The following is a 25,828-nucleotide window of genomic DNA, read 5'->3' on the forward strand; positions in this document are numbered from 1 at the left end:
CGAGTCAGAAACCGTATGTGTAGTCGAAGGACATGCGAAAGGTCCGGCGTAGAGGGTAAGACCCCCGTAGACGAAACATGTACGGCTTGCTTGCGCATTTCCCAAGTAGCACGGGGCCCGAGAAATCCCGTGTGAATCTGGCGGGACCACCCGCTAAGCCTAAATATTCCCTGGTGACCGATAGCGGACTAGTACCGTGAGGGAAAGGTGAAAAGTACCCCGGGAGGGGAGTGAAATAGTACCTGAAACCGTGTGCCTACAAGCCGTGGGAGCGTCGTCATCCGTGTTTACACGGGTGGCCGTGACTGCGTGCCTTTTGAAGAATGAGCCTGCGAGTTTGCGGTGTGTGGCGAGGTTAACCCGTGTGGGGAAGCCGTAGCGAAAGCGAGTCCGAACAGGGCGATTGAGTCGCGCGCCCAAGACCCGAAGCGGAGTGATCTAGCCATGGGCAGGGTGAAGCGCGGGTAAGACCGTGTGGAGGCCCGAACCCACCAGGGTTGAAAACCTGGGGGATGACCTGTGGTTAGGGGTGAAAGGCCAATCAAACTCCGTGATAGCTGGTTCTCCCCGAAATGCATTTAGGTGCAGCGTCGTGTGTTTCTTGCCGGAGGTAGAGCACTGGATTGTTGATGGGCCTCACCAGGTTACTGAGATAAGCCAAACTCCGAATGCCGGTAAGTGAGAGCGCGGCAGTGAGACTGCGGGGGATAAGCTCCGTGGTCGAGAGGGAAACAGCCCAGAGCACCGACTAAGGCCCCCAAGCGTGCGCTAAGTGGGAAAGGATGTGGAGTCGCACAGACAACCAGGAGGTTGGCTTAGAAGCAGCCACCCTTGAAAGAGTGCGTAATAGCTCACTGGTCAAGTGATTCCGCGCCGATAATGTAGCGGGGCTCAAGCGCACCGCCGAAGTCGTGTCATTCGTGCATACAGCCAAGCCTTCGTGGTTCAGGCGTACGGATGGGTAGGGGAGCGTCGTGCAGCGAGTGAAGTCGCGGTGGAAACCAGCGGTGGACGCTGCACGAGTGAGAATGCAGGCATGAGTAGCGAATCACACGTGAGAAACGTGTGCGCCGGATGACCAAGGGTTCCTGGGGCAGGCTAATCCGCCCAGGGTAAGTCGGGACCTAAGGCGAGGCCGACAGGCGTAGTCGATGGACAACGGGTTGATATTCCCGTACCCGCTACGATGCGCCAGCGCTGAACCTCGTGATGTTAAGGCCGTGAAGCCGCAGGGATCCTTCGGGTGAACTGTTTTGGTGGAGCCGCCGAACCAATCGGGTAGTAGGTGAGCGATGGGGTGACGCAGGAAGGTAGTCCAGCCCGGGCGGTGGTAGTCCCGGGGTAAGGGTGTAGGGCGAGAGATAGGCAAATCCGTCTCTCACATAGCCTGAGACCTGATGCCGACCCGATTGTGGGGAAGTGGATGATCCTATGCTGCCGAGAAAAGCCTCTAGCGAGTGTCGTGGCGGCCCGTACCCCAAACCGACTCAGGTGGTCAGGTAGAGAATACTAAGGCGTTCGGGTGAACTGTGGTTAAGGAACTCGGCAAAATGCCCCCGTAACTTCGGGAGAAGGGGGGCCATTGTTGGTGAGGAGACTTGCTCTCCGAGCTGGTGGTGGCCGCAGAGACCAGCGAGAAGCGACTGTTTACTAAAAACACAGGTCCGTGCGAAGTCGTAAGACGATGTATACGGACTGACGCCTGCCCGGTGCTGGAACGTTAAGGGGACCGGTTAGCTCTTCGGGGCGAGGCTGAGAACTTAAGCGCCAGTAAACGGCGGTGGTAACTATAACCATCCTAAGGTAGCGAAATTCCTTGTCGGGTAAGTTCCGACCTGCACGAATGGCGTAACGACTTCTCGACTGTCTCAACCACAGGCCCGGTGAAATTGCACTACGAGTAAAGATGCTCGTTTCGCGCAGCAGGACGGAAAGACCCCGGGACCTTTACTATAGTTTGATATTGGTGTTCGGTTCGGCTTGTGTAGGATAGGTGGGAGACTGTGAAGCGGACACGCCAGTGTCTGTGGAGTCGTCGTTGAAATACCACTCTGGTCGTGCTGGATGTCTAACCTGGGTCCGTGATCCGGATCAGGGACAGTGTCTGATGGGTAGTTTAACTGGGGCGGTTGCCTCCTAAAGGGTAACGGAGGCGCCCAAAGGTTCCCTCATCCTGGTTGGCAATCAGGTGTCGAGTGTAAGTGCACAAGGGAGCTTGACTGTGAGACCGACAGGTCGAGCAGGTGCGAAAGCAGGGACTAGTGATCCGGCGGTGGCTTGTGGAAGCGCCGTCGCTCAACGGATAAAAGGTACCCCGGGGATAACAGGCTGATCTTCCCCAAGAGTCCATATCGACGGGATGGTTTGGCACCTCGATGTCGGCTCGTCGCATCCTGGGGCTGGAGTAGGTCCCAAGGGTTGGGCTGTTCGCCCATTAAAGCGGTACGCGAGCTGGGTTTAGAACGTCGTGAGACAGTTCGGTCCCTATCCGCTGTGCGCGTAGGAGTCTTGAGAAGGGCTGTCCCTAGTACGAGAGGACCGGGACGGACGAACCTCTGGTGTGCCAGTTGTTCTGCCAAGGGCATGGCTGGTTGGCTACGTTCGGGAGGGATAACCGCTGAAAGCATCTAAGCGGGAAGCTTGCTTCGAGATGAGGACTCCCACCAACTTCGGTTGGGTAAGGCCCCCGAGAGACGATCGGGTTGATAGGCCGGGTGTGGAAGCCCTGTAAGGGGTGGAGCTGACCGGTACTAATAGGCCGAGGACTTGTCCTCAGTTGCTACGCGTCCACTGTGTGGTTCCCGAACCGCAATCGGTTTCGGGGAACCCGTTTGATAATTGAATCACCGCATGTGATTTCTGGTTCACCGATGTACCTGGTTGATTTTCAGGTTCGATGGTTTTCCGGTGGTCTTGGCGGAGAGGAAACGCCCGGTCTCATTCCGAACCCGGAAGCTAAGCTCTCCAGCGCCGATGGTACTGCACTCGAAGGGGTGTGGGAGAGTAGGACGCCGCCGGAATCTTCGTGTGAAAGGCCCGCCCCTTTTAGGGGCGGGCCTTTTGCGTTTTCCGGGGCCGGGATTATCGAAGTGCGCCCTTTCCGGGACCGGGCCTTTTCGACTTCGGCTCGCGGTGCGTCTTGCTCGCCGGCGGGTGGCTTTGTGATCGAGGCCCTGCCAAGGGTGCGGAGATGGGCCCGGCACGGCGGCGCCGGCGGTCAGGAGCCCTGGGATCCCCGGCGAGACGCGGGTGTTGCTCGCCGAAAAGCGGCTGGCAACGGCAGGCGGGGTGGGGGCTCGGGTCAGGTTCGCCGGGGGACCTTCCCGAGTGGGTCGGGTGCTCTCGGCCCGCGGGGAGGCGCCGGTGCGGTACGGATCCGGATGCCGTCGAGCGCCTCGGCTCGGCTTCAGGGGAAACCCGCAGGTCACGCATGAACCCGACCGCCGCAACCGCGCCGGAATCCCGAACCGGACCCGACACGCCCCGATCGATACGAAACGCCAAGCCGAGGCCGCCCGACCCACCCGGGAAGGCCCCCGGCGAACCCGGCCCGGCGACCCGCCCCGCCACGGTGGCGGCCGCGGCCTCGCCGGGCTGCGCGAGCGCGTCCGCGAGGCCGGCGGCGAACGCGACGCCGCCCCGCGCGGCGATGGCCGGCGACCCGTACCCGCACCCGCGGCGGAGCCGGCGTCGGAACCCGCCCGCGGCCCGGTCGAGGATCCGCTGACCGCGCGTGAGCACGAGATCGTCCGCCTGATCGCCCGGGGGCACACCAACGTCGAGATCGGCGCGGAACTCTTCATCACGCCCGGCACGGCCAAGACGCACATCGCGAACATCCAGGCCAAGCTGCGGGTTCGCAACCGAGTCGGGATCGCCGCGTGGGCCTGGGAGCATGGGCACGTCAGCCCGCGGGGGTGATGGCCGCTCGGAGGCCCCCTACAGTCGCCCGGCCAGTTTCAAGGCGAGGTAGGTGTCGGTCAGGGCCGAGGCGAGCGTGCCGGGCGGGGCGTCCACCACGGTGACGCCCCTGCGGCGCAACTCGGCGGCCGTGGCCCGGCGTTCGGCCAGTTCCTTCTCGCCGGCCGCCGCCTCGTAGACCGCCGTCGGATCGCCGCGGCGGGTCGCCATCTCGGCGATCGCGGGGTCGGACACCGCGGCGACGACCACCTCGTGACGGCTCGTCAGCTGGGTGAGCACGGGGAGGATGCCCTCCTGGACCGCCTCCCGCTCTAGGCCGGTGACCAGCACGACCAGTGCCCGGCGGGGCGAGCGGCGGAGGATCTCGGCGGTCAGCCCGCGCGCGTCCGGTTCGACCAACTCCGGTTCCAGGCCCGCCATCGCCTGGACGAAGGCGGGCAGTATCCCGTTCCGGGGCGCCCGGCGAACCTCGGCGCGGACCCTGCGGTCGTAGGCGAGCAGGTCGACCCGGTCGCCCGCGTGGTTGGCGACCGCGGTCAGCAGCAGGGTGGCGTCCATCGCGGCGTCCAGGCGGGGGATGTCGCCGATCCGGCCGGCCGAGGTGCGGCCGGTGTCCAGGACGACGAGGATGTGCCGGTCGCGCTCGGGGCGCCACGTGCGCACCACGACGCCCTGGTTGCGGGCGGAGGCGCGCCAGTCGATCGACTTGGCGTCGTCGCCGGGGACGTACTCGCGCAGCGTGTCGAACTCGGTGCCGGCGCCGCGCGTGAGCAGTGCGGAGCGGCCGTCGAGCTCGCGGAGGCGTTCGAGTTTCGAGGGCAGCAGTCGGCGGCTCGGGAAGCCGGGGAGAACGCGGACCCGCCACGGCACGTCGTGCGAGCCCTGCCGCGCGGCCATGCCCAGCGGGCCGATCGAGCGCACGGTGACGCGGTACGCGTTCCGGTCGCCGCGGCGGGTGGGGGTCATCGTGGTGGTGAGCCTGCGTCGTTCGCCCGCCGGGACGGCCAGGTCGTGGCGTTGGGTCGTGGTGCCGGTGCTCGGCGGCCACGCGTCGCGCAGCAGGCCGCGCAGCGGGCGCGGGCCCGGGTTGGTGACGGTCAGGGTGACCTCGGCCCGCTCGCCGAGCCGTACCGCGGTGTCGCCGGCTCGCTCGAAGGTCAGGCCGCGGACGCCGGCGGCCAGCAGCAGGTCGGCGGCGACGGCGAGCAGGATCGCGCCCTCGACGACGACCAGGCCGAGCCAGGACGGCAGCAGCAGGCCGACGACGAGGACGCCGAGTGCGGCGGCCAGGGCGGCGCGACCGGTCAGGGCCATCGGCGGTTAACGCGGGACCGGGGTGTGGGCGAGCACGGAGTCGATCACCGCGTCCGGGGTCACGCCCTCCATCTCCGCCTCGGGGCGCAGCCGCACGCGGTGTCGCAGCGCGGGCCGCGCGAGGGCCTTCACGTCGTCGGGTGTGACGTAGTCGCGGCCCGCGAGCCACGCCCAGGCCCGGGCGGCGGCGAGCAGTGCCGTGGCGCCTCGTGGCGAGACCCCCATGGCCAGCGACGGGGAGGTGCGGGTGGCCCGGCAGACGTCGACGACGTAGGCCAGGACGTCCGGGTCGACCCGCAGCGTGGCCACCGCGCGGCGGCCCGCTTCGAGGTCGGCGGCGCCGGCCACCGGGCGTACGCCGGCGGCGGCGAGGTCGCGCGGATCGAAGCCCTCGGCGTGCCGGCGCAGCACCACGATCTCGTCGTCGCGTTCGGGCAGTGGCAGGGTGAGCTTGAGCAGGAAGCGGTCGAGCTGGGCCTCGGGCAGCGGATACGTGCCCTCGTACTCGATCGGGTTCTGGGTGGCCGCGACCATGAACGGGTCGGGCAGCGGGCGCGTGGTGCCGTCGATCGAGACCTGCCGCTCCTCCATGGCCTCCAGCAGCGAGGCCTGGGTCTTGGGCGGCGTGCGGTTGATCTCGTCGGCCAGCAGCAGGTTGGTGAACACCGGGCCTTCGCGGAAGGAGAACTCGGCGGTGCGCGCGTCGTAGACCATCGAGCCGGTGACGTCGCCCGGCATCAGGTCGGGGGTGAACTGCACGCGGGTCGTGGTCAGGTCCAGGCCGCGGGCGAGGGCGCGCACCATCAGGGTCTTGGCGACGCCGGGGACGCCTTCCAGGAGCACGTGGCCCCGGCACAGGAGGGCGATGACCAGGCCGGTGACGGCGGCGTCCTGGCCGACCACGGCCTTGCCGATCTCGCCGCGCAGGGCTTCGAGGGCGTCGCGCGCCTCGCGGGTCTGCTCGGGGGCGCTCACGTCGTGCGTACCTGCCTTATCAGCGCGTCGAGTTCGTCGGCCAAGGTGACGAGGGCGTCGTCGCTCTCCGGGATCGCACCGTACAACAGGGCGTGTACGTCCGCGGACGTGCGGCCCGTGCGGGTGGTGAGCGCGGCGACCAGGGCGGCCTCGGTGGGGGTGCCGCCGAGCAGGCTCGTGAGGCGTTCGCGGGTGGCGGCGCGCAGCAGTTCGGCGGCGGTGTCGCGGGCCCTGCCGCGGCGGTACAGCCGGGCGCGGCCCTCGACCGTCTCGGCGGCGCGGACCACGACCGGGAGCGGTTCGGCGACGACGGGGCCGAGCCGGCGGGCCCGCCACAGGGCGAGCAGTACCGCGGCGATCGCGAGTTGGGCGGTGCCCCAGCGCCAACCGGCCGGGAGCAGGTCCCACAACGTGTCGTCGGCGGGCGGGAGTTCGCCGTCGCCGGGCAGGTACCAGACCAGGTGCGGGTGGGCGCCGAGCAGGTTGAGCGCGAGCGCGGCGTTGCCGTTGTCGTCGAGGCGGTCGTTGACGAGCGGGGTGCCGGAGCCCAGGACGACCGTGTCGTGTCCCGCGCTCGGCGGGGTGAGCACCAGGGTCGGTCGGCCGTTGTGCGGGTAGCAGCCGGTGGCGCCGGGGAGCAGGTCGGTGTCGAAGCGGACGCCGCCGGTGTCGGCGTTGCCCGCGCGCACGGCCGCCGGGAGCGCGCAGCGCGGGTCCAGGGTGCGGCGGGTGGCGTCGGCGGCGGTGTGCACGCCGGGGGCGAGGATCGCGAGCGCGGCCTCGCCGGGGCGGACCAGGACCGTGCGGGCCGGTGCCGCGGTCGCGAACGCGCGCAGTTGGGCGTCGGTGGCCATGCCGGGGAAGGGCAGCACGAGCGTGGTGTCCGGCCGGATCGCGCGGGCGGCCTCGTCGACGGAGCGTGCGAGGGTCACGTCGACGCCCTGTGCGGCCAGCAGGCGGGCCAGTGCCTTGGTGCCCTGCGGGCCGGTCGAGCGCGGGTCGAGCCGGCCCTGGTGTCGGTCGCCGCGGATGAGCACGAGCGCGGACACCACGATCAGCACGAGTGCGAACAGGCCGAGGGGGATCCGCATGCGGCGCCACACCTGCTCGGTGGTGGGGCTCAGCGCGACGCTCATCCGGGGACCCGCTCGGAGTGGTGCGGGCGGGCGGCGGCGCAGCGCGCGTCCAGGTCGCGCAGGTCGCGGTCGACGGCCTCGGTCGCGGCCCGCCCGCCGTAGCGGACGTCGTCGAAGGCGCGGGCCGCCGCGCGCAGGTCGCGGCCTGCTCGGGCAGCGCGCGGCCCGCGTCGGCGGCGGCCTCGTCGGCGGTGCGGCCGGGGCGTACGTCGAGCACGGCGCGTTCCTCCAAGGCCCGCACGATCGCGCGTACGCGCTCTTGGACGGCCTCGTCCCAGCGGCCCGCGGCGGCGTGCGCGTCGGCGGCCGCGCGGTGCCGCGCGGCGGACATCGGTCCTTCGTCGCCGTAGAGCGCGCGGTCGGCGCGGCGGGCCGCGCGCAGCGGCCCCAGGTGCCGGCGCAGCAGGACGATCGCGACGATCACGAGCACCAGGATCACGACCAGGCCGGTGCCGCCGCCCGGGGCGTGGTCGCCGGCCCGGGCGAGCAGGTCGCCGAGCCGGTCGAGGATCCAGTCGACGGCTCGGCGGACCGGGTTCGGGTCGTCCTGGTGGTATTCGCCGCGGGACAGCTCCTCCCGGGCGGCGTCCCGCGCGTCGTCGCGCGGGATGTCCACCGGTTCCCAGTCCCGGGTCGGGATCGCGAGCGCGTGGCGGATCACGCCGGTGCGGGTCCCGCCGCTGTGCCGGAGTCGGGTCCGTCGTCCAGGACTCCCGCCGCGCGGGCGAGTTCCAGGTCCAGGGCTTCGCGGCGGATGCGCTGGTCGATGTACAGCAGTGCGGTGGCGCCGGCGGCGAACGGGTACAGCAGCGCCGACGAGACGACCGCGCCGATGCCGGTGAACAGCAGGTCGGCGAAGCTCGGGTCGGGGATGTCGGACGGGTTGGAGGCGGTGAGGTCGGAGAAGCCGTCGGTGATCAGCAGGAACGGCGTCTGGATGATGGCGCCGACGATGGTCATGATCAGGGTGATCAGCAGCATCACGCCGCACACGCGCCACCAGGAGCCGGTGACGAGCTTGCGCGAGCGCTCCAGGGCCCTGCGGACCGACTGCTTCTCCAGCATCAGGGCGGGCCCGGCGAGGGCCAGGCACACGTAGAGGTAGATCGCCGCGACGATGCCGCCGATCAGGCCGGGGAGCAGCAGCAGCGCGCCGAGGCCCTCGGCGCCGAGGGCGAGCAGGAGCAGACCGGGCAGGACCGCGACGAGCATCGCGCCGACGGGGATCAGCCAGGCCGCGAAGGTGACGCCGAGCAGGCGCGGCAGGAGCGGGCGGACCGCCGACCACGCCTCGGCCGCGGACATCGTCTTGGCGATCACGGCGCGGCTGACCACGACGGTGAGCATGCCGGTGGCGGCGATCTGGCCGAGCGTGGCGATGAACACCGGCACGAGCAGCAGCGCGAGCGAGTCGCGCAGGTAGGCCCAGGCCTCCTCGCCGGTGGGGTTGTCACCGAGGTCCTTGGGCGAGAACTCGCGGTTCATCAGCCACTGCGCGGGGATTTCCAGCACCTGGGTGAGCAGCGCGATCACGACGGCGATGCCGATCATGACCTTCCAGTGCGCGCGCATGGCGGCGAACGCGCCGTCGAGGATCTCGCCGACGCTCAGCGGGCGCAGCGGGATCACGCCGGGCTTGGCGGCTTGGCGGTAGGGGCCGTTCCAGCCGGGCGGCGCGCCCCACGCGGGCTGCCCGGTGCCCCACTGCGGGCCGGGGCCCGGTCCCGGGCCCCAGGGGGCGGGGTGTCGGCTCGGCGGGCCCCACCCGGCGGCGGGCGGCTGCTGCGGCGCCCATCCGGGGGCCGGCGGTTGCGGGCCGGGCTGCGATGGGTCGGGCCGCTCGGGCTTGTCCAGGGACGGGGGCGGGGTCGACGACGGATCCGGGGACGCGGGTGTCGGCCGGTCGGTCGAGGCGGCGTCGTCCGCCGGGCGTTCTTCGTCCGGCCCCGGGGCGTCCGGGGTGGGCGAGCCGGGCGAGTCCGTCATGCGATTGCGCTCCTCGTCCTGTTCGGGTGGGGACTCATCGTGGCATGTCTTTGCCCGCCCTTGAGGTACGGCCGGCAACGGGAGGTGATTCGCCGTCAGGGCACACCGGCCGGGGGGACAACGTCGCGGGCACATCACTCGTTCCGGTGAGCGGCCAGAGGCGGCATTCGTGGCCGAAACGGTCGTTGCGCGGGTGGCCGGCCCGGCGTACAAACCGGCTTTCGAGGTGACTCCGCCCTCTCTTGACGTGGTGAATGTCATGAAAAGTGGGGGTTTATCCATGATGGACGCGGCCGGAATCGGTCGGATGAGTGCAGGTCACAATCCGGTAATGCGACGATGATGCACATGAAGGGACGCGTCCTCATCGTTGACGACGACACCGCACTGTCCGAGATGCTCGGCATCGTGCTGCGTGGCGAAGGGTTCGAGCCGTCGTTCGTGGCGGACGGAGACAAGGCACTCCAGGCATTCCGGGACGTCAAACCGGACCTGGTGCTGCTCGACCTGATGCTGCCCGGCCGTGACGGCATCGACGTCTGCCGCCAGATCCGCGCCGAGTCCGGCGTACCGATCGTGATGCTCACCGCCAAGAGCGACACGGTCGACGTCGTGGTCGGTCTGGAATCCGGGGCGGACGACTATGTGATCAAACCGTTCAAGCCCAAGGAGCTTGTCGCTCGTGTGCGGGCCCGCCTGCGCAGAGCCGAAGAACCCACCCCGGAGCAACTGGTGATCGGCGATCTCGTGATCGACGTGGCCGGCCATGCCGTGAAGCGGGACGGGCAGAACATCGCGCTCACCCCGCTGGAGTTCGACCTCCTTGTCGCACTCGCCCGCAAGCCCTGGCAGGTCTTCACCCGCGAGGTGCTTCTCGAACAGGTCTGGGGTTACCGACACGCGGCCGACACCCGCTTGGTGAATGTGCACGTCCAGCGGCTGCGCTCGAAGATCGAGCGGGATCCCGAGCGTCCGGAGACCGTGGTCACCGTGCGCGGGGTCGGCTACAAGGCGGGACCGGCCTGACCTTGAGATCGTCCCGGTGAGCACCGCGCAGCGGTCGCCCTCCCCGTCCGCCCCGACCCTCGCCCTGCGCCGTGTGCGCGGCGGCGTGGGCCGGGTCATGGCCCTGTGGAACAGATCGATCCAGTTTCGCGTCGTGGCCACCACTCTGGTCCTGTCGGTCGCCGTCATGGTGCTGCTCGGGGTGGTGGTCGTCGGCCAGGTCCGCAACGGCCTGCTCGACGCGAAGGTGGCCTCCGCCCGGTCCCAGGCCCAGGGCGGGTTCGAGGATGCCCGCGCGCAGGCCGACGAGATCGCCACCAGCCCGGGCCGGCACGTCCAGGTGCCGACCGGTACGCCCACGGCCGGCAACGGGGTCAACACCGGCGACTGGCTCAACGCGCTCGTCAAGCAGCTCTCCAGCGGCGGACAGGGCGTGTACGACGTGGCCGCGATCAGTCCGGACACCTCGACCCCCGGCACCGGCCGCGGCCCGCGCGCGTCCGGCGACGTGGTCCCCGACCAGAGCGTCCCGGCCGAACTGCGCCGCGATGTCGCGGCGCGGCCCGGCGTGGCGCTGTTGCAGTACACCCAGATCGTGCGGGACGGCCAACACGGCGAGGGCTCGGCCCGGCGTACCCGCGAGGCCGGCCTCGTGGTGGGTGAACAGCTGGAGGATCCCGAGGGCGGTTCGTACCAGCTCTACTACTTCTTCTCGTTCGGTCCCGAGGAGAAGACCCTGGGCCTGGTGCGCAGCACGCTGGCCACCGCCGGGGTCTTCCTCGTGCTGCTCCTGGTGGCGATCGCGGCGCTGGTGACCCGTCAGGTGGTGACGCCGGTGCGGATGGCCGCGCGGATCGCCGAGCGGCTCGCGGCGGGCCGCCTGGAGGAGCGGATGCGCGTGGTCGGCGCCGACGACCTGGCCCGGCTCGGCTCCTCGTTCAACAAGATGGCCTCCAACCTGCAGAACCAGATCCGGCAGCTGGAGGAGCTCTCGCGCGTCCAGCGCCGGTTCGTCTCGGACGTCTCGCACGAGTTGCGTACCCCGCTGACCACCGTGCGGATGGCCGCCGACGTGCTGCACGAGGCCCGCGACGACTTCGATCCGGCGACCCGGCGCTCGGCGGAGCTGTTGCAGAACCAGCTCGACCGGTTCGAGGCGCTGCTGTCGGACCTGCTGGAGATCAGCCGGTTCGACGCGGGCGCGGCCGTGCTCGACGCCGAGCCGGTGGACCTGCGCGACCTGGTGCGCCGCGTGGTCGAGGGCGCGGAACCGCTCGCCGAGCGGCGCGGCAGCCGGCTCGTGGTGCGCGCGCCCGACAAGCCGTGTGTGGCCGAGGTCGACCCGCGCCGGATCGACCGGGTGCTGCGCAACCTGGTGGTCAACGCGGTCGAGCACGGCGAGGGCCACGACGTGGTGATCAGCATCGCCGGCGGCGAGGACGCGGTCGCGGTCGCGGTGCGCGACTACGGCGTGGGCCTCAAGCCCGGCGAGTCCTCGCTCGTGTTCGCGCGCTTCTGGCGCGCGGACCCGGCCCGGGCCCGGACCACCGGTGGCACCGGGCTGGGCCTGTCGATCGCCCTGGAGGACGCGCACCTGCACGGTGGCTGGCTCCAGGCCTGGGGCGAGCCCGGCGGCGGCTCGCAGTTCCGGCTCAGCCTGCCCAAGACCGCGGGCGGCGAGCTGGTGCGTTCGCCGCTGCCGTTGGAGCCCGAGGACTCGCGGGCCAACCGGGGCCTGGACCCGGCGGGCTCGCCCTACCGGCGCAACGTCCGTACGGCCGGTCCCGCAGGAGGTAGCCGATGAGGCGGATCAACCCGGTCGTGGCCCTGGTGTGCGCGCTGGGCACGCTCTGCGGGTGCGCGTCGATGCCGAACAGCGGCAGCGTGCGCGAGACCGGCAAGGGCGACACCAAGGAGAAGGCCCCCGAGCAGCAGGTGCGGGTGTTCGCGGTGCCGCCCAAGCCCGGCGAGGAGCCGTACGGCCTGGCCTCCGGTTTCCTGGAGGCGGTCACCAGCGACGAGCCCGACTACGTGACGGCCCGCGCCTACCTGGCGCCGGACGCCAAGGCGAAGTGGGTGCCCACGCGCGAGATCGTCGTGCTCGACTCGAGCCCGCGGATCGAGCTCGTGCCGGGCGTCGACGAGAAGACGTACACGGTCGAGGTGTCCGGCACCCGGGTGGGCACGGTCGACGACCGCAACGCGTACCAGCCCGCGGCGGAGTCCGACGCGCCGTACCGGGCGGTCTTCCGGCTGGCCAAGGGCACCGACAACGAGTGGCGGATCACCGACCTGCCGGACGGGCTGATCCTGTCCGAGCCCGAGTTCCACCGGATCTACCGCTCGGTGAACACGTACTGGTTCGCGTCCTCGATGCCGGTCGGCAAGGACAGCCTGGTGCCGGACCCGGTCTACCTGCGCAGCCGGGTCGGCCTCACGACGGCGCTGGTGCGACAGCTGCTCTCCGGCCCCACCGACTGGCTGCGGCCGGTGGTGGACACCGCGTTCCCGGCCGGCACCGACCTGGCCGAGCGCACCGTCTCGATCGAGGACAACCGCACCGCGCGCGTCGAACTCAGCGGCCAGGCCAAGCTCGCCCAGACCAAGGGCTGCGAGCGGATGGCCGCGCAACTGCTGTACACGCTGCGACAGGTCTCCGGCGTGGACTCGGTGTCGATCACCGGCGGCGGCTCGCCGATGTGCTCGCTCTCCGACGACGACGCGGCGCGCTACGACCCCGTGCCCACCCGCGGGACGTTGCCCACCGGCTACTTCATCGGCAAGGGCGGCGTGGTCAACGTCGTGCCCGTCGCGGGCGGCAACCCGCCCACGCTGCCCGGCCCGTTCGGCGACGGCACGTACAAGTTCGACCAGATCGCCGTCTCGCGGGACCCGCTCCGGCGGCGGATCGCGGGCGTGAACAGCAGTGGGCACAAGCTGGTCGTCGGCGACGTCGACGGTCGCGGCGAGGTTCGGGAGTGGCTCAGCCTGGGGCCGGCGTCGCTGCTGAGCCCGACCTGGGACGGCCGCGGCGTGTTGTGGGTGCTCGATCGGACCAAGGGCGCCGAGCACGTGTTCGCGCTGTACGAGGACGAGCGCAACCAGGTCACCGTGGTCCCGGTGTCGGTGCAGAACGTGGACCCGTCCCGGATCACCGGCCTGCGGCTCTCCCCGGACGGCACCCGCGCCGCGATGATCGTGGACGGCGGCAAGGTGCTGGTCGGGCGGGTCGAGCGGCACATCAGCAACGGCGAGGTGGCGATGACGATCGCCGCGTCCCGCTCGGTCGTGCCCTCGCTCGTCGAGGTCAAGGCGATCTCGTGGAACGGCCAGGACCGGCTCGCGGTGCTCGGCAAGGAGGGCCAGGGGGCCCTGCAGCCACAGATCGTGGACATCGACGGGGGCATCTCGGTCTCCGTCGCGTCCGTCAACGGCATGCTGCACATCGCCGCCCCGGACGGCGCGGACCAGCCACTGCTCGCGGACTCCAGCGAGGAGAACATCTACCAGTTGTCGCAGGGCAACAACTGGACCAAAGTGCACAGCGGCGGCTATCCCGTCTATCCCGGCTAGTGCCGGGCGCGGCAACGGTCGCTTTTCGACACGTTCGATCGCCCGCCACGGCGCGCCATCACCGGATCGGGTGGTTCGGTGGTCGGGGGGTCCGTTTCGGGCCGGGCCGTGCGAGCTTGGAGGGCATGGAACGGCGTCGGATCCTCGCGGCATGGGCCGACCTGGTGCTGCCCGCGGAGTGCGCGGGCTGCGGCGTGCCCGGCGCGGTGCTGTGCGGCGGTTGCCGCGCGGTGTTCGCGCCCGACCCGGTGCCCGCGCGCCCGACCCCCGCGCCCGAGGGGCTGCCCCCGGTGCACGCGATCACCACGTACGAGGAACCGGTGCGCTCGGTGCTCGCGGCGTACAAGGAGCGCGGCGCGCGTTCGCTGGTGCGTCCCCTGGGAGACGCGCTCGCCCGCGCGGCCGCCGCCGGCCTGGGCGCCGACGCCCGTCCGTGCCTGCTCGTCCCGGTGCCCTCGGCGCGGTCGGCCGTGCGCCGCCGCGGGCGGGACGCGACGGGCGAACTCGCGCTGCGGGCGGCGTCCCGGATGCGCCGCAGCGGCGTGCCAGCGCGGGTCCTGCCGGCCCTGCGACATACCCGCCGAATCAAGGATCAAGCAGGGCTTACCGCGCGTGAACGAGGGGTGAACCTTCGGCGATCAATGATCGTTTCGGACAGGTTGGCACCCTTGTTTACGGGCATTAGTGTGGTGATCGTCGTCGATGACGTTTGCACCACCGGCGCAACTCTCGCGGAGGCGACCCGTGCGGTCCGAGCCGCGGGAGGGCGAGTCGAGGCAGCGGCCGTGGTGGCCGCGACCGCCCGGCGGCGCCGGTTGGAGCAGGACCATCGTCGACCTGGTCGGTCGGACGGGTGCCCACCTCTCCGGCATGGCGCAATGGATGGAGTTCTGCGTGGACATTGTCGTCAAGGGCCGCAAGACCGAGGTACCCGAGCGTTTTCGCAAGCACTGCGTCGAGAAGCTGGACAAGATCCGGAAGCTCGATGCCAAGGTGATCAGCGTTGACGTGGAGGTCTCCAAGGAGCGGAACCCGCGGCTGGCGGAGCGCTCGGATCGGGTGGAGATCACGCTCAACACGCGTGGTCCCGTGATCCGGGGCGAAGCCGCCGCGTCCGACCCCTACGCCGCACTCGACCTGGCGTGCGCGAGGCTCGAAGCGCAGTTGCGCAAGGCCGCCGACCGGCGGCGTGTGCACCGCGGTCACCGGGCCCCCGTATCGGTGGGTGCGGCCACGGCGGAGATCAATCACGCCGATCGGCTCAATGGGGCCGTGGTGGCGTCCGCGGAAGACATCGAGGCGGTGAAGAACGGCGAACTCCGGCCCCAGCCGCACATGGCGGGGCCGATCGAGGTGGATGGCGAAGGCCCTCTCGTGGTTCGCGAGAAGGTACACGCCGGGCGCCCCATGGCGCTCGACCAGGCGCTGTACGAGATGGAGTTGGTGGGCCACGACTTCTATCTGTTCATCGACGCGAGCACCAAGTGGCCGAGCGTGGTGTACCGCCGGCACGGCTACGACTACGGTGTGATCCACCTCAAGCCCGAGGACCGCGAGGACGGCGGACCGCAGTAGCGGTCGGGCCGTCGTTACGCGCCCTTTGGCAGTGATTCGGCGCCGAAACCCTCCTGGGTTTCGGCGTCGGTTGCGTCCCGGACCCTGGCGATCCCTGGCGAATGTTCCCCCGAGCAAGTATCAACCGCGCATAACGCCCAACAAGGCCTGGCGCCGTGGCGATCACGTGGGATCATGTTCTGGACACGGATCGTGCCGACCCAGGGGGGAAACACGGTGGGTGAACAGTCTGTTCCGACCCGCGTGGACCATGGCTTCGCGGGCGAACCGATTCGCGTGCTGGTGGTCGACGACCACGATCTGTTTCGCCGGGGCCTGGACATCGTGCTCGCGCCCGAACCGGACATCACGGTGGTGGGCGAGGCCGGGGACGGCGCCGAGGCGCTGGAGGCCGCGCAGGACCTGCTGCCCGACATCATCCTGATGGATGTCCGGATGCCCAGACGCGGTGGTATCGAGGCGTGTACGGCGATCAAGGAAGTCGCGCCCAGCACGCAGATCATCATGTTGACGATGAGCGAGGAAGAGGCCGACCTCTACGACGCGATCAAGGCCGGCGCGACCGGCTACCTGTTGAAGGAGATCTCGCACGGCGAGGTGGCCTCGGCGATCCGGGCGGTGGCCGACGGGCAGTCGCAGATCAGCCCGTCGATGGCGGTCAAGCTGCTGACCGAGTTCAAGTCGATGAGCCGGCGCGACGACGAGCGCCGCCTGGTGCCCGCGCCGCGGCTGACCGATCGCGAGATCGAGGTGCTGCGCCTGGTCGCCACCGGACGCAACAACCGCGACATCGCCAAGCAGTTGTTCATCAGCGAGAACACGGTCAAGAACCACGTGCGCAACATCCTGGAGAAACTCCAACTGCACTCGCGCATGGAAGCCGTGGTCTACGCGATGCGCGAGAAGATCCTGGAGATCGGCGACTAGCCGGCCCGATCCCGTTGTCCTCAACCGCCGGACGGGCTGAAATCAGCCCGTCCGGCGGTTGAGAACAAGCGGGCCGCAGGCCGGCCACGACTGCGAGGCCGTGCGTGGCCCGGCAGGCGGTCGGCCGCGCGCAGGCGCGTCAGAGCAGGGCGCGCAGGGGTTCGCGGGTGCTCTCGTGGTCGAGTTGCTCGATCCGCACGTCGTCGCAGCCCACCCACAGGGCGGCCTCGCGCAGCGCCTCGGCCATCGCGACGAGCGTGCGCTCGGCGACCCTCGCGCCGTTCTCGAAGGAGAGCCGGCGGGCCACCAGCGTGCGCCCGTCGCGGGCCGGGTCCACCCGGCCGACCAGTCGGCCGCCCGCGAGCAGCGGCATCACGAAGTAGCCGTGCACCCGCTTGGCGGCCGGTACATACGCCTCCAGCCGGTGTTCGAAGCCGCCGAACACGCGGGCGGTGCGCGGCCGGTCCCACACCAGCGAGTCGAACGGGGACAGCAGCGTGGTGCGGTGTCTGCCGCGCGGATTCGCGGCCAGCGCGTCGGGGTCGGCCCACGTGCCGTCCTTGGCCGCCTTGTCGCCCCACCCCGCGACGGTCACCGGGACCAGCCCGCTGTCGTGCACGACCGCGTCGACCTGGGCCCTGGTCAGCCGGTACTGGTCCATCAGGTCGGTCCGGGTGGCCACGCCGAGCTGTCGGCCCGCGAGCCGGACCAGGCGGCGCAGGCACTCGGCGTCGTCGGGCTCCTCCTCGGCCAGGGCCGCGGGGAGCACGCGTTCCGACAGGTCGTACACGCGCTTCCAGCCCTCGCGGCGCACGCACACCACGTCGCCGAAGGCCAGCGCGCGCTCGACGGCGATCTTGGTGTCGCTCCAGTCCCACCACTCGCCCTTGTTCTTCGCGCCGCCCAGTTCGGTCGCGGTCAGCGGGCCGTCGGCGCGCAGCCGCTCGATCACCGTTTTGTACGCCTCGTCGGTGACCTGCTGACCCCACAGGTGGCCGCGGGCGCGGAAGTGCCGGCGGCGGAAGGCGAAGTCCGGCCAGGCCGACAGCGGCAGCACGCACGCCGCGTGCGACCAGTACTCGAACGCGGTGTCGCCCGCCCAGTAGGCGGCCTCGACGGCCGGGCGGCCGACCGGGCCCAGCCGGGCGTAGGGCACGAGTTCGTGCGAGCGGGCCAGCGTCGAGATGGTGTCGAGCTGTACGGCGCCGAGCGTGCGCAGGGCGCCGAGCACACCCGAGCGACGGTCGGGGGCGCCCAGGAAACCCTGCGCGGCCAGGACGATCCGGCGGGCCTCGTCGGCGGTGAGCTGCGTCGTCATGCCCGCCACCTTAGAACGTATGTTCCCATCACGTGTCCGTTGCGACCCGGGCGTGCAGATGTCCGGCCTCGACGGCGCCGTCCGGGGTGCGAGCGAAGTCCGGCAGTACTCCTTCGAGTGCATATCCGGACGAGTTCGCGACCGCGCACGCGCCCTCGTTGCCGGCCGCGTGCCGCAGTTCGAGCCGGTGCAGATCCAGCGCGCCGAACGCCCAGCGGCTCACCGCGCCCACGCCGTGTCGGGCCACGCCGCGCCCGCGGGCGGCCGGCAGCGTCCAGAAGCCGATCTCCGCCACGCGCGGCTCGGGGTCCAGGCCCTCGAGTGCGATATGGCCGTAGACCTCGCCCGTCACCGCGTCCATGACCGCGAACGAGGGCCCCTCGCCGCGGGCCCAGCGCTCCTCGCGCACGGCCAGCCACGCGCTCGGATCGCCGCCCGGCGGCACGAGCGACCAGTGCGCGATCTCCGGATCCGCGAGCGCGCCGCCGATCACGTCGAGGTCGTGTTTGTTCCACGGGCGCAGCTGAAAGCGCCCCGCCGCGATCTCCACAGGTTCCATGCCCGTCACTGTGCCGGCCCGCGAGGCTCGATCCCGGCTTGCCTCCTCGCATACGATGGCCGTATCGGCGGGACGGGCCCCGCCGTGCCGTCACGTCCGAAAGGCGGGCGGGCGCCGTCGGGCAAGGAGCTCATCCAGCGTGTCTATCTTCGACAGGGTCCTGCGCGCCGGCGAGGGCAAAATCCTGCGCAAGCTCAACCGCATCGCAGAGCAGATCGAGTCGATCGAAGATGACTTCAAGGACCTCTCCGATGCCGAGCTTCGGGCACTGACGGACGAATACAAGCAGCGCTACGCCGACGGGGAGACCCTCGACGACCTGCTTCCGGAAGCCTTCGCCACGGTTCGCGAGGCCGCGACCCGCACCCTGGGCCAGCGGCACTACAAGGTGCAGCTCATGGGTGGCGCCGCGCTGCACCTCGGCAACATCGCCGAGATGCGCACCGGCGAGGGCAAGACCCTCGTGTCGACGCTTCCCGCCTACCTCAACGCGATCGCCGGCGAGGGCGTGCACGTCGTGACGGTCAACGACTACCTCGCCGAGCGCGACTCGGAGTGGATGGGTCGCGTGCACCGCTTCCTCGGCCTGAGCGTGGGCTGCATCCTCGCGAACATGCCGCCGCACGAGCGCCGCAAGGCGTACGGGTACGACATCACGTACGGCACCAACAACGAGTTCGGCTTCGACTACCTGCGCGACAACATGGCGTGGTCGGCCGACGAACTGGTGCAGCGCGGCCACTTCTTCGCCGTGGTCGACGAGGTCGACTCGATCCTCGTCGACGAGGCCCGCACGCCGCTGATCATCTCCGGCCCGGCCGACCAGGCCACGAAGTGGTACGCCGACTTCGCCAAGATGGTCAAGCGCCTCAAGCGCGGCGAGGCCGCCAACACGCTCAAGGGCATCGAGGAGACCGGCGACTACGACGTCGACGAGAAGAAGCGCACCGTCGCCATCCACGAGTCCGGCGTCGCCCGGGTCGAGGACTACCTCGGCATCGACAACCTCTACGAGGCCGTCAACACCCCGCTCGTCGGCTACCTGAACAACGCCATCAAGGCGAAGGAGCTGTACAAGCGGGACAAGGAATACGTGGTCGTGGACGGCGAGGTGCTCATCGTCGACGAGCACACCGGCCGCATCCTCGCCGGTCGCCGCTACAACGAGGGCATGCACCAGGCGATCGAGGCCAAGGAGGGGGTGGACATCAAGGACGAGAACCAGACCCTTGCCACCGTCACCCTCCAGAACTTCTTCCGGCTGTACAAGAAGCTCGGCGGAATGACCGGTACGGCCATGACCGAGGCCGCCGAGTTCCACCAGATCTACAAGCTCGGCGTGGTGCCGATCCCCACCCACCGCTCGGTGCAGCGGGTGGACCAGTCGGACCTCGTGTACAAGACCGAGGAAGCCAAGTTCGACGCGGTCGTGGACGACATCACGCAAAAGCACGAGAAGGGCCAGCCGGTCCTGGTCGGCACCACCAGCGTGGAGAAGTCCGAATACCTCTCCGCCCAGCTGCGCAAGCGCGGCGTGCCGCACGAGGTGCTCAACGCGAAGCACCACGAGCGCGAGGCGCAGATCGTCGCGCAGGCCGGTCGCAAGGGCGCGGTCACGGTGGCCACCAACATGGCCGGCCGCGGCACCGACATCATGCTCGGCGGCAACCCGGACCACCTCGCCGCGGCCGCACTCGCGCAGCGCGGGCTCACCCCCTCCGAGACCCCGGAGGAGTACGAGGCCGCGTGGGCCGACGCGCTGGAGAAGGCCAAGAAGGCGGTCAAGGCCGAACACGAGGAGGTCTCCGACCTCGGCGGCCTGTACGTGCTCGGCACCGAGCGGCACGAGTCCCGCCGGATCGACAACCAGCTGCGCGGTCGCTCCGGCCGCCAGGGCGACCCGGGCGAGTCGCGCTTCTACCTCTCGCTCGGTGACGACCTGATGCGCCTGTTCAAGGCCAACATCGTCGAGCGCGTGCTGACCCTGGCCAACGTGCCCGAGGACCAGCCGATCGAGTCGAAGATGGTCTCCAACGCGATCAAGTCGGCGCAGACCCAGGTCGAGCAGCAGAACTTCGAGATCCGCAAGAACGTCCTCAAGTACGACGAGGTGCTGAACCGCCAGCGCGAGGTGATCTACGGCGAGCGCCGCCGCGTGCTCGCGGGCGAGAACCTGCAGGAGCAGATCGGCCACTTCATCGACGACACCGTCGAGGCCTACGTGCACGGCGCCACCGAGGGCTTCGCGGAGGAGTGGGACCTCGAGAAGCTGTGGGGCAACCTCAAGCGCCTCTACCCGGTCAGCATCACGATCGAGGAGGTCGAGGAGGAGTTCGGCGACCGCTCGGAGCTGGACACCGAGCAGCTGGTCGAACTGCTCCGCGCCGACGCCCAGGCCGCCTACGCGCTGCGTGAGGAGAAGCTCGGCGACGAGGTCATGCGCGAGCTGGAGCGCCGGGTGATCCTGTCGGTGCTGGACCGCCGCTGGCGCGAGCACCTCTACGAGATGGACTACCTCCAGGAGGGCATCGGCCTGCGGGCGATGGCGCAGCGCGACCCGCTGGTGGAGTACCAGCGCGAGGGCTTCGACATGTTCAACGCCATGATGGAGGGCATCAAGGAGGAGTCGGTCGGCTACCTCTTCAACGTCGAGGTCGAGATCGAGCAGGTCCCCGAGGCCCCGAGCATCTCGATCGACAAGGCCGCCCCACTGCCGGAGATCCACGCCAAGGGCCTGGACGCCCCGCAGCGGCCGGCGCACCTGCAATACAGCGCGCCGACGGTCGACGGCGAGGGCGGCGTGGTCACCGTCGAGGAGAACTTCGACGAGGACGACGTCGAGGTGGGCGAGGGCGCGACCCGCGCCGAGCGCCGCCGCGCGCAGCGCGCCAAGCGCAAGAAGAAGTAGCTCGTCGAGCCCGAGGGCCCGGACCGCGCACGCGGTCCGGGCCCTCGGGCGTTCCCGGGTCCCGCGTCCTTCTCGGGTCCGGGGTCGGGGTCGCCCGGTCAGGCCAGCCGGTCGTGTTCGAGCGCGGTACACAGCCACGCGGTGCCGGGCCCGCGGGTTGCGGCGTCGCGTTCCAGGCGGAAGGCCACGGTCAGCACCCACGTGGCCGCGCGCAGCCGCGCGTAGCCCTCGGCGACCCCGTCCGCGGGCGCGCGCCCGCCACACGACTCCACCCGCATCCGGCCCACGCGGCGTTCCGCGAGCCGGCGGGCCAGCTGCCGCGCGGTGCCGTAGACGGCGACGGAGGCGTACGGCCGCAGCTGGGTGATCGCCCGCAGCCCGGACACGATCTCGGCCAGCGCGTACGCGAGCCGGCGGGAGCGCAGCCGGGCCTCGGCCGGATCCGGCTCCTTCGGGGTGACGATCAGCCGCAGCGCGGGCCGGGGGTCGGGCGGTGCGAACAGGCGCGGCGCCAGCGCGAGCGAGCCGTGCACCGGCGCCGGGTCGGGGCCCAGGGCGCGCGGGTGCAGCGGGACGATCGTGTGATCGGGCCGGTCGGGCCGGTGGGGTGCGTCGAAGGGTGTCTCGCCGCCGGGTGCCCGCACGATGTACAGGTGCGGTGGCGAACCGGTGCGAAGGGTGCTCGGGTGGACCATGTGTGCTCCCCGTGACTGAAAACGAGTGTTGCCGGATCCGGCACTCGTTCCGCTCGTTCCCCCGACCGGAACGTGTGCAGAGACTTCCTAGCCGGCTTGCGCCCGTGCGGTCAACCGTTCGTCTGGCCAACCCTCCGTGACCATCGTCGACCGATTTCTCGGGGTGGCGCCCGGCTCGATCGCCCACAGTGATTACGCTGACGCGCGTCGACTCACGCAATGTGGCGGTAGGTCGACCGTCGCCCCGGTTCCCGTCGGACACGAAGGATGCCGGGATTTCACCCGATTGGAGTCGCCCGATGCGCGTGTTCATCCCCACGACGCCCGCAGGTCTGTCCGCAGTGCACGCCGAGGGCGCCATCGTGTCGGCTCCGGTGCGGGCGTACGCGGTCACCGACGCGCTGCGCGCCTGGTACGAGACCGAGGACGAGGAGGAGCTGGAGTACGGCGCGCTGACCCAGGCCGCCGAGGCCTCGCTGCGGCTGCTCGCGGGCGAGCCGGGCGCGGTGCGGCGGATCGTGCTCGCGGCGGACGTGCCCGACGCGTTGGTGACGGCTCGGCCGCAGGAGGGCCCCGCGACGGTCGTGGTCGACGCGACGGTCCCGCGCAAGCGGATCGCGGCCGTGCACATGGACACCGAGGAGGCCGAGCCGGCGGTCGCGGCGGCGCTCGCGGGCGGGCTCACCGACGACCTCGTCGAGGCCACCGAGGAGCACGAACTGCTGTGGTTCGCGACACAGGAGATCGCCGACCTGGTGTGAGGCCGGCCACGGCACAATGAAGGCCCATGAATCATCCGAATGGTCTGAACGGTCGAACCCCGCACCTGGTGTGGGACTGGAACAGCACGCTGTTCCACGACATGGACGCGATCATCGCGGCCACGAACGCGTCGTTCGCGCTGCTGGGCCTGCCCCCGATGACGCTCGAGCGCTATCGCGAGCTCTACTGCGTGCCCGTGCCGCGCTTCTACGAGAAGGTCACCGGGCGGGTTCCCGAGCCGGACGAGTGGACCCTGCTCGACGACGCCTTCCAGGCCGTCTACGCCACGCACAGCGCGCTGTGCGAGCTGGCGACCGGTGCGGACGAGCTGCTCGACGCGTGGCAGCGCGAGGGCGGCACGCAGTCGCTGCTCTCGCTGACCGCGCACGAGTCGCTGATGCCGTTCGTCCGACGGTTCGGGATCGAGCGCCGGTTCGTGCGCGTCGACGGCCGGGTCGGCCCGCCCGGCGGCGGCAAGGCCGAGCACCTGGTCCGGCACCTGGACGCGCTGCGCAAGGATCCGGCCGAGGTGGTGCTGATCGGCGACGCCGCCGACGACGCGCTGGCCGCGCTGCACGTGGGCGCGCGGGCGGTGCTGTACGCGGGCGGCTCGCACGGACGGGCGAGCCTGGAGAGCGTGGGCGTGCCGGTGGTGGACTCGCTCGCGGACGCGGTGGCGCTCGCGCGCACCTTCGGGGCCTGACCGTCCGACCGCCTGACCCGGGGTCGTCCGGCGGCGTTCAGCGGTGTCGGTCGGCGTTCGGCAGCGTTCATCGGCGTTCGGCGGTGTTCGGCATCGAACGTCCGGTTCGTGGGCACTGCGCATCCATGGATGCTGTGACCCAGGTGCCCCGGCCGCACAACGAACCCGTCCACGGCTACGCGCCGGGCAGCCCCGAGCGGGAGCGCCTGGCGGCGCGGCTCGCGGAGTTGTCCGCGACCCCCGTCGACCTGCCGCACGCGATCGGCGGCGAGCACCGGATGGGCGCGGGCAAGCGCGTCCAGATCGTCCAGCCGCATCGGCGCGCCGCCGAACTCGGCACGCTCGCCAACGCGACCCACGACGACGCGCGGGCCGCGCTGACCGCCGCGAAGGAGGCCGCGCCCGACTGGCGCGCGCTCGACTTCGACGACCGCGCGGCGATCATCCTCAAGGCGGCCGACCTGCTCGCCGGCCCGTGGCGGGAGACGATCGCGGCCGCGACGATGCTCGGGCAGGGCAAGACCGTGCAGCAGGCCGAGATCGACGCGCCGTGCGAGCTGATCGACTTCTGGCGGTTCAACGTCGACTTCGGCCGGCGGATCATGGCCGAGCAGCCGATCAACGGCCCCGGCGTGTGGAACCGGCTCGACCACCGGCCGCTCGAAGGATTCGTGTACGCGGTCACGCCGTTCAACTTCACCGCGATCGCGGGCAACCTGCCGACCGCGCCCGCGCTGATGGGCAACGTCGTGCTGTGGAAGCCCTCGCCCACCCAGGCGCTGGCCGCGCACCACCTGATCCGCCTGCTCGAGGCGGCCGGGATGCCGCCGGGGGTGATCAACCTGCTGCACGGCGACGGCATCGCGGTCTCCGACGTCGCGCTGGCCGACCCGGACTTCGCCGGGCTGCACTTCACCGGCTCGACCGCGACGTTCAAGCACCTGTGGCGCACCATCGGCGCGAACATCGACACCTATCGCACCTATCCGCGGATCGTCGGCGAGACCGGCGGCAAGAACTTCGTGGTCGCGCATCCCAGCGCCGACCAGCACGTGCTGCGCACCGCCCTGGTCCGCGGCGCGTTCGAGTACCAGGGCCAGAAGTGCTCGGCCGCCTCACGCGCCTACATCCCCCGCTCGATCTGGGAGAGCGGCTTCCGGGACGACTTCCTCGCCGAGGTGGACGGCCTGTCGATGGGCGACGTGACCGACCTGAGCCACTTCATGGGCGCGGTCATCGACGATCGGGCGTTCGCCAAGCTGAAGGCCGCGATCGACCGCGCGCACGCCGACGACGGCCTGCGGGTGCTCGCGGGCGGCACGTACGACGACTCGATCGGCTGGTTCGTCCGGCCCACCGTCGTGCTCGCGGAGGACCCGTGGGACGAGCTGTTCACGACCGAGTACTTCGGGCCCGTGCTGGGCGTGCACGTGTACGAGGACGGGGACTGGGACGCGATGCTGCGGCAACTGGAGTCGGTCGCGTCGTACGCGCTCACCGGCTCGGTGATCGCGCGCGATCGGCGCGTGCTCGCCGAGGCCACGGGCTTCCTGCGGTTCGCGGCCGGCAACTTCTACCTCAACGACAAGCCCACCGGCGCGGTCGTGGGCCAGCAGCCGTTCGGCGGCGCGCGGGCGTCCGGCACCAACGACAAGGCCGGCGCGACGCAGAACCTGATGCGCTGGACCAGCACCCGCACGATCAAGGAGACCTTCGACCCGCCGACCGACCACCGCTACCCGCACATGGACTGAGCGCCGCCCCGCGCCCGGCTACGCGGGCGCCTTGGCCCGCAGCACCTGGACGAACTCGCGCATCCACGCCGGGTGGTCGACCCACGTGCGAGCCGACACCAGGGTGCCGTCGACGACCGCCTCGCCGTCCACCCACGTGCCGCCCGCCGCCTTGACGTCCGGTGCGATCGCCGGATAGGCGGCGGTGCGGCGCCCGGTCAGCACCCCCGCCGCGGCGGCCACCAGCGGGCCGTGACAGATCTGCGCGACGGGCTTCTCGGCCTCGAAGAAGTGCCGCACGATCCGTTGGACGACCGGGTTGTTGCGGATGTACTCCGGCGCCCGTCCGCCCGGCAGCACGAGCGCGACGTAGTTCTCCGGCCGCACCTCCACGAACGCGAAGTCGGCGGGCCACGTGTAGCCGGGCTTCTCGGTGAAGGTGTCGAACCCGTCGACGAAGTCGTGTACGACGAACTGGAGCTTCTTGCGCGAGGGGCCCGCCACGTGCACGTCGTACCCCTCCTCGCGCAAACGCTGGTACGGGTAGAGCACCTCGAGCGATTCCGCCGCGTCTCCGGTGATGATCAGAACCTTCTTGGCCATGACGATCGCCTCCCCACGAGTTCGTCCCGCCGCGCGTTCCGTCGTCCGTCCGGCCTCCACGGTGCCCCGAGTGCCGTCTTCGAGGCAATGGGTACGAGGTGTCCGGCCCGAACCGGAAATTCCTTACAGAGTGAT

At 70.4% G+C, this 25,828-nt stretch carries 20 protein-coding genes and 2 rRNA genes (1 of these 22 running past the window's edge); 14 read left to right on the plus strand and 8 right to left on the minus strand.

Annotated elements, in window-relative coordinates; all coding sequences use genetic code 11:
• From OG928_RS21380 to OG928_RS21390, 3 genes are all read left to right on the plus strand, one after another.
• Window positions 1-2,774 (plus strand): 23S ribosomal RNA (locus OG928_RS21380) (it extends 354 nt beyond the left edge of the window).
• A gap of 129 nt (window positions 2,775-2,903) precedes the next feature.
• Window positions 2,904-3,020 (plus strand): 5S ribosomal RNA (gene rrf / locus OG928_RS21385).
• 343 nt (window positions 3,021-3,363) lie between these two features.
• Window positions 3,364-3,921, plus strand: a complete 558-nt coding sequence (locus OG928_RS21390) for a response regulator transcription factor (RefSeq protein ID WP_406286172.1) — start codon at window positions 3,364-3,366, stop codon at window positions 3,919-3,921.
• An 18-nt stretch (window positions 3,922-3,939) separates the two neighbouring features.
• On the opposite strand, the gene OG928_RS21395 is transcribed toward OG928_RS21390, so the two are convergent.
• The 3 genes from OG928_RS21395 to OG928_RS21405 are packed head-to-tail and all read right to left on the minus strand — an operon-like array spanning window position 3,940 to window position 7,346.
• Window positions 3,940-5,235 (minus strand): DUF58 domain-containing protein, encoded by a 1,296-nt coding sequence (locus OG928_RS21395; protein ID WP_406286174.1) that lies wholly within the window; start codon window positions 5,233-5,235, stop codon window positions 3,940-3,942.
• A gap of 6 nt (window positions 5,236-5,241) precedes the next feature.
• Window positions 5,242-6,210: an AAA family ATPase gene (locus OG928_RS21400; RefSeq protein ID WP_406286176.1), complete on the minus strand. Its 969-nt coding sequence runs from the start codon at window positions 6,208-6,210 to the stop codon at window positions 5,242-5,244.
• Entirely contained in the window at window positions 6,207-7,346 is a 1,140-nt protein-coding gene (locus tag OG928_RS21405) for a DUF4350 domain-containing protein (protein ID WP_406286178.1), read from the minus strand. Before OG928_RS21405 ends, OG928_RS21400 begins: the two co-directional genes overlap by 4 nt.
• A gap of 17 nt (window positions 7,347-7,363) precedes the next feature.
• On the opposite strand from OG928_RS21405, the gene OG928_RS21410 reads away from it, so the two are divergent.
• Window positions 7,364-7,696, plus strand: a complete 333-nt coding sequence (locus OG928_RS21410) for a hypothetical protein (RefSeq protein WP_406286180.1) — start codon at window positions 7,364-7,366, stop codon at window positions 7,694-7,696.
• Between the two features lie 307 nt (window positions 7,697-8,003).
• On the opposite strand, the gene OG928_RS21415 is transcribed toward OG928_RS21410, so the two are convergent.
• A complete protein-coding gene (locus tag OG928_RS21415; protein ID WP_406286183.1) occupies window positions 8,004-9,332 on the minus strand; it encodes a glycerophosphoryl diester phosphodiesterase membrane domain-containing protein in 1,329 nt (442 codons plus the stop codon).
• Window positions 9,333-9,680: 348 nt separating this feature from the next.
• Here OG928_RS21415 and mtrA point away from each other — a divergent pair, with 348 nt between their 5' ends.
• The 6 genes from mtrA (at window position 9,681) to OG928_RS21445 (ending at window position 16,412) form a co-directional block, all read left to right on the plus strand.
• On the plus strand, window positions 9,681-10,358 hold the full coding sequence (mtrA, locus tag OG928_RS21420) for an MtrAB system response regulator MtrA (RefSeq protein WP_026219725.1): 678 nt from the start codon (window positions 9,681-9,683) through the stop codon (window positions 10,356-10,358).
• Between the two features lie 16 nt (window positions 10,359-10,374).
• Entirely contained in the window at window positions 10,375-12,141 is a 1,767-nt protein-coding gene (gene mtrB / locus OG928_RS21425; RefSeq protein WP_406286185.1) for an MtrAB system histidine kinase MtrB, read from the plus strand.
• Complete coding sequence (locus tag OG928_RS21430) at window positions 12,138-13,910, plus strand: LpqB family beta-propeller domain-containing protein (RefSeq protein WP_406286187.1); 1,773 nt, start codon at window positions 12,138-12,140, stop codon at window positions 13,908-13,910. Before mtrB ends, OG928_RS21430 begins: the two co-directional genes overlap by 4 nt.
• Before the next feature lie 527 nt (window positions 13,911-14,437).
• A complete protein-coding gene (locus tag OG928_RS21435) occupies window positions 14,438-14,917 on the plus strand; it encodes a phosphoribosyltransferase family protein (protein ID WP_406291111.1) in 480 nt (159 codons plus the stop codon).
• On the plus strand, window positions 14,805-15,485 hold the full coding sequence (gene hpf, locus OG928_RS21440) for a ribosome hibernation-promoting factor, HPF/YfiA family (RefSeq protein WP_406286189.1): 681 nt from the start codon (window positions 14,805-14,807) through the stop codon (window positions 15,483-15,485). Before OG928_RS21435 ends, hpf begins: the two co-directional genes overlap by 113 nt.
• Window positions 15,486-15,701: 216 nt before the next feature.
• Entirely contained in the window at window positions 15,702-16,412 is a 711-nt protein-coding gene (locus OG928_RS21445) for a response regulator (protein ID WP_406286191.1), read from the plus strand.
• A 139-nt stretch (window positions 16,413-16,551) separates the two neighbouring features.
• Here the strand turns inward: OG928_RS21445 and OG928_RS21450 are convergent, their stop codons facing one another.
• Both OG928_RS21450 and OG928_RS21455 read right to left on the minus strand, forming a co-directional pair.
• A complete protein-coding gene (locus OG928_RS21450; protein ID WP_406286193.1) occupies window positions 16,552-17,730 on the minus strand; it encodes a winged helix-turn-helix domain-containing protein in 1,179 nt (392 codons plus the stop codon).
• Between the two features lie 28 nt (window positions 17,731-17,758).
• The gene (locus OG928_RS21455) at window positions 17,759-18,289 is read right to left on the minus strand and encodes a GNAT family N-acetyltransferase (protein ID WP_406286195.1); all 531 of its coding nucleotides are present in this window, start codon (window positions 18,287-18,289) and stop codon (window positions 17,759-17,761) included.
• Window positions 18,290-18,428: 139 nt separating this feature from the next.
• Between OG928_RS21455 and secA the strand changes: the two genes are divergently transcribed.
• Window positions 18,429-21,197 carry a preprotein translocase subunit SecA gene (gene secA / locus OG928_RS21460; protein ID WP_406286197.1) on the plus strand — a complete coding sequence of 923 codons (2,769 nt, stop codon included), beginning with the start codon at window positions 18,429-18,431 and terminating at the stop codon, window positions 21,195-21,197.
• Window positions 21,198-21,295: 98 nt separating this feature from the next.
• On the opposite strand, the gene OG928_RS21465 is transcribed toward secA, so the two are convergent.
• The gene (locus tag OG928_RS21465; protein ID WP_406286199.1) at window positions 21,296-21,892 is read right to left on the minus strand and encodes an Rv3235 family protein; all 597 of its coding nucleotides are present in this window, start codon (window positions 21,890-21,892) and stop codon (window positions 21,296-21,298) included.
• A 299-nt stretch (window positions 21,893-22,191) separates the two neighbouring features.
• Here OG928_RS21465 and OG928_RS21470 point away from each other — a divergent pair, with 299 nt between their 5' ends.
• The 3 genes from OG928_RS21470 to pruA all read left to right on the plus strand — a co-directional run bounded on the left by OG928_RS21470 (window position 22,192) and on the right by pruA (window position 25,111).
• Window positions 22,192-22,653 carry a DUF6912 family protein gene (locus OG928_RS21470; RefSeq protein ID WP_406286201.1) on the plus strand — a complete coding sequence of 154 codons (462 nt, stop codon included), beginning with the start codon at window positions 22,192-22,194 and terminating at the stop codon, window positions 22,651-22,653.
• Window positions 22,654-22,679: 26 nt separating this feature from the next.
• A complete protein-coding gene (locus OG928_RS21475; protein WP_406286203.1) occupies window positions 22,680-23,357 on the plus strand; it encodes an HAD family hydrolase in 678 nt (225 codons plus the stop codon).
• 125 nt (window positions 23,358-23,482) lie between these two features.
• Window positions 23,483-25,111, plus strand: a complete 1,629-nt coding sequence (pruA, locus tag OG928_RS21480) for an L-glutamate gamma-semialdehyde dehydrogenase (RefSeq protein ID WP_406286205.1) — start codon at window positions 23,483-23,485, stop codon at window positions 25,109-25,111.
• Between the two features lie 18 nt (window positions 25,112-25,129).
• On the opposite strand, the gene OG928_RS21485 is transcribed toward pruA, so the two are convergent.
• Window positions 25,130-25,693: a DJ-1/PfpI family protein gene (locus OG928_RS21485; RefSeq protein ID WP_406286207.1), complete on the minus strand. Its 564-nt coding sequence runs from the start codon at window positions 25,691-25,693 to the stop codon at window positions 25,130-25,132.
• Between the last annotated feature and the right edge of the window lie 135 nt (window positions 25,694-25,828).

This window comes from Embleya sp. NBC_00896, from assembly GCF_045207785.1.
In the GTDB taxonomy this organism is placed as follows: Bacteria; Actinomycetota; Actinomycetes; order Streptomycetales; family Streptomycetaceae; genus Embleya.

What these genes read in the sequence shown, in the direction of transcription:
- OG928_RS21395 (WP_406286174.1), bottom strand. Translation starts at nt 5,235, where the DNA reads ATGGCCCTGACCGGTCGCGCCGCCCTGGCCGCCGCACTCGGCGTCCTC.
- OG928_RS21405 (WP_406286178.1), bottom strand. Translation starts at nt 7,346, where the DNA reads ATGAGCGTCGCGCTGAGCCCCACCACCGAGCAGGTGTGGCGCCGCATG.
- OG928_RS21415 (WP_406286183.1), bottom strand. Translation starts at nt 9,332, where the DNA reads ATGACGGACTCGCCCGGCTCGCCCACCCCGGACGCCCCGGGGCCGGAC.
- mtrA (WP_026219725.1), top strand. Translation starts at nt 9,681, where the DNA reads ATGAAGGGACGCGTCCTCATCGTTGACGACGACACCGCACTGTCCGAG.
- OG928_RS21430 (WP_406286187.1), top strand. Translation starts at nt 12,138, where the DNA reads ATGAGGCGGATCAACCCGGTCGTGGCCCTGGTGTGCGCGCTGGGCACG.
- OG928_RS21435 (WP_406291111.1), top strand. Translation starts at nt 14,438, where the DNA reads ATGCGCCGCAGCGGCGTGCCAGCGCGGGTCCTGCCGGCCCTGCGACAT.
- OG928_RS21450 (WP_406286193.1), bottom strand. Translation starts at nt 17,730, where the DNA reads ATGACGACGCAGCTCACCGCCGACGAGGCCCGCCGGATCGTCCTGGCC.
- OG928_RS21455 (WP_406286195.1), bottom strand. Translation starts at nt 18,289, where the DNA reads ATGGAACCTGTGGAGATCGCGGCGGGGCGCTTTCAGCTGCGCCCGTGG.
- OG928_RS21465 (WP_406286199.1), bottom strand. Translation starts at nt 21,892, where the DNA reads ATGGTCCACCCGAGCACCCTTCGCACCGGTTCGCCACCGCACCTGTAC.
- OG928_RS21470 (WP_406286201.1), top strand. Translation starts at nt 22,192, where the DNA reads ATGCGCGTGTTCATCCCCACGACGCCCGCAGGTCTGTCCGCAGTGCAC.
- OG928_RS21475 (WP_406286203.1), top strand. Translation starts at nt 22,680, where the DNA reads ATGAATCATCCGAATGGTCTGAACGGTCGAACCCCGCACCTGGTGTGG.
- pruA (WP_406286205.1), top strand. Translation starts at nt 23,483, where the DNA reads ATGGATGCTGTGACCCAGGTGCCCCGGCCGCACAACGAACCCGTCCAC.
- OG928_RS21485 (WP_406286207.1), bottom strand. Translation starts at nt 25,693, where the DNA reads ATGGCCAAGAAGGTTCTGATCATCACCGGAGACGCGGCGGAATCGCTC.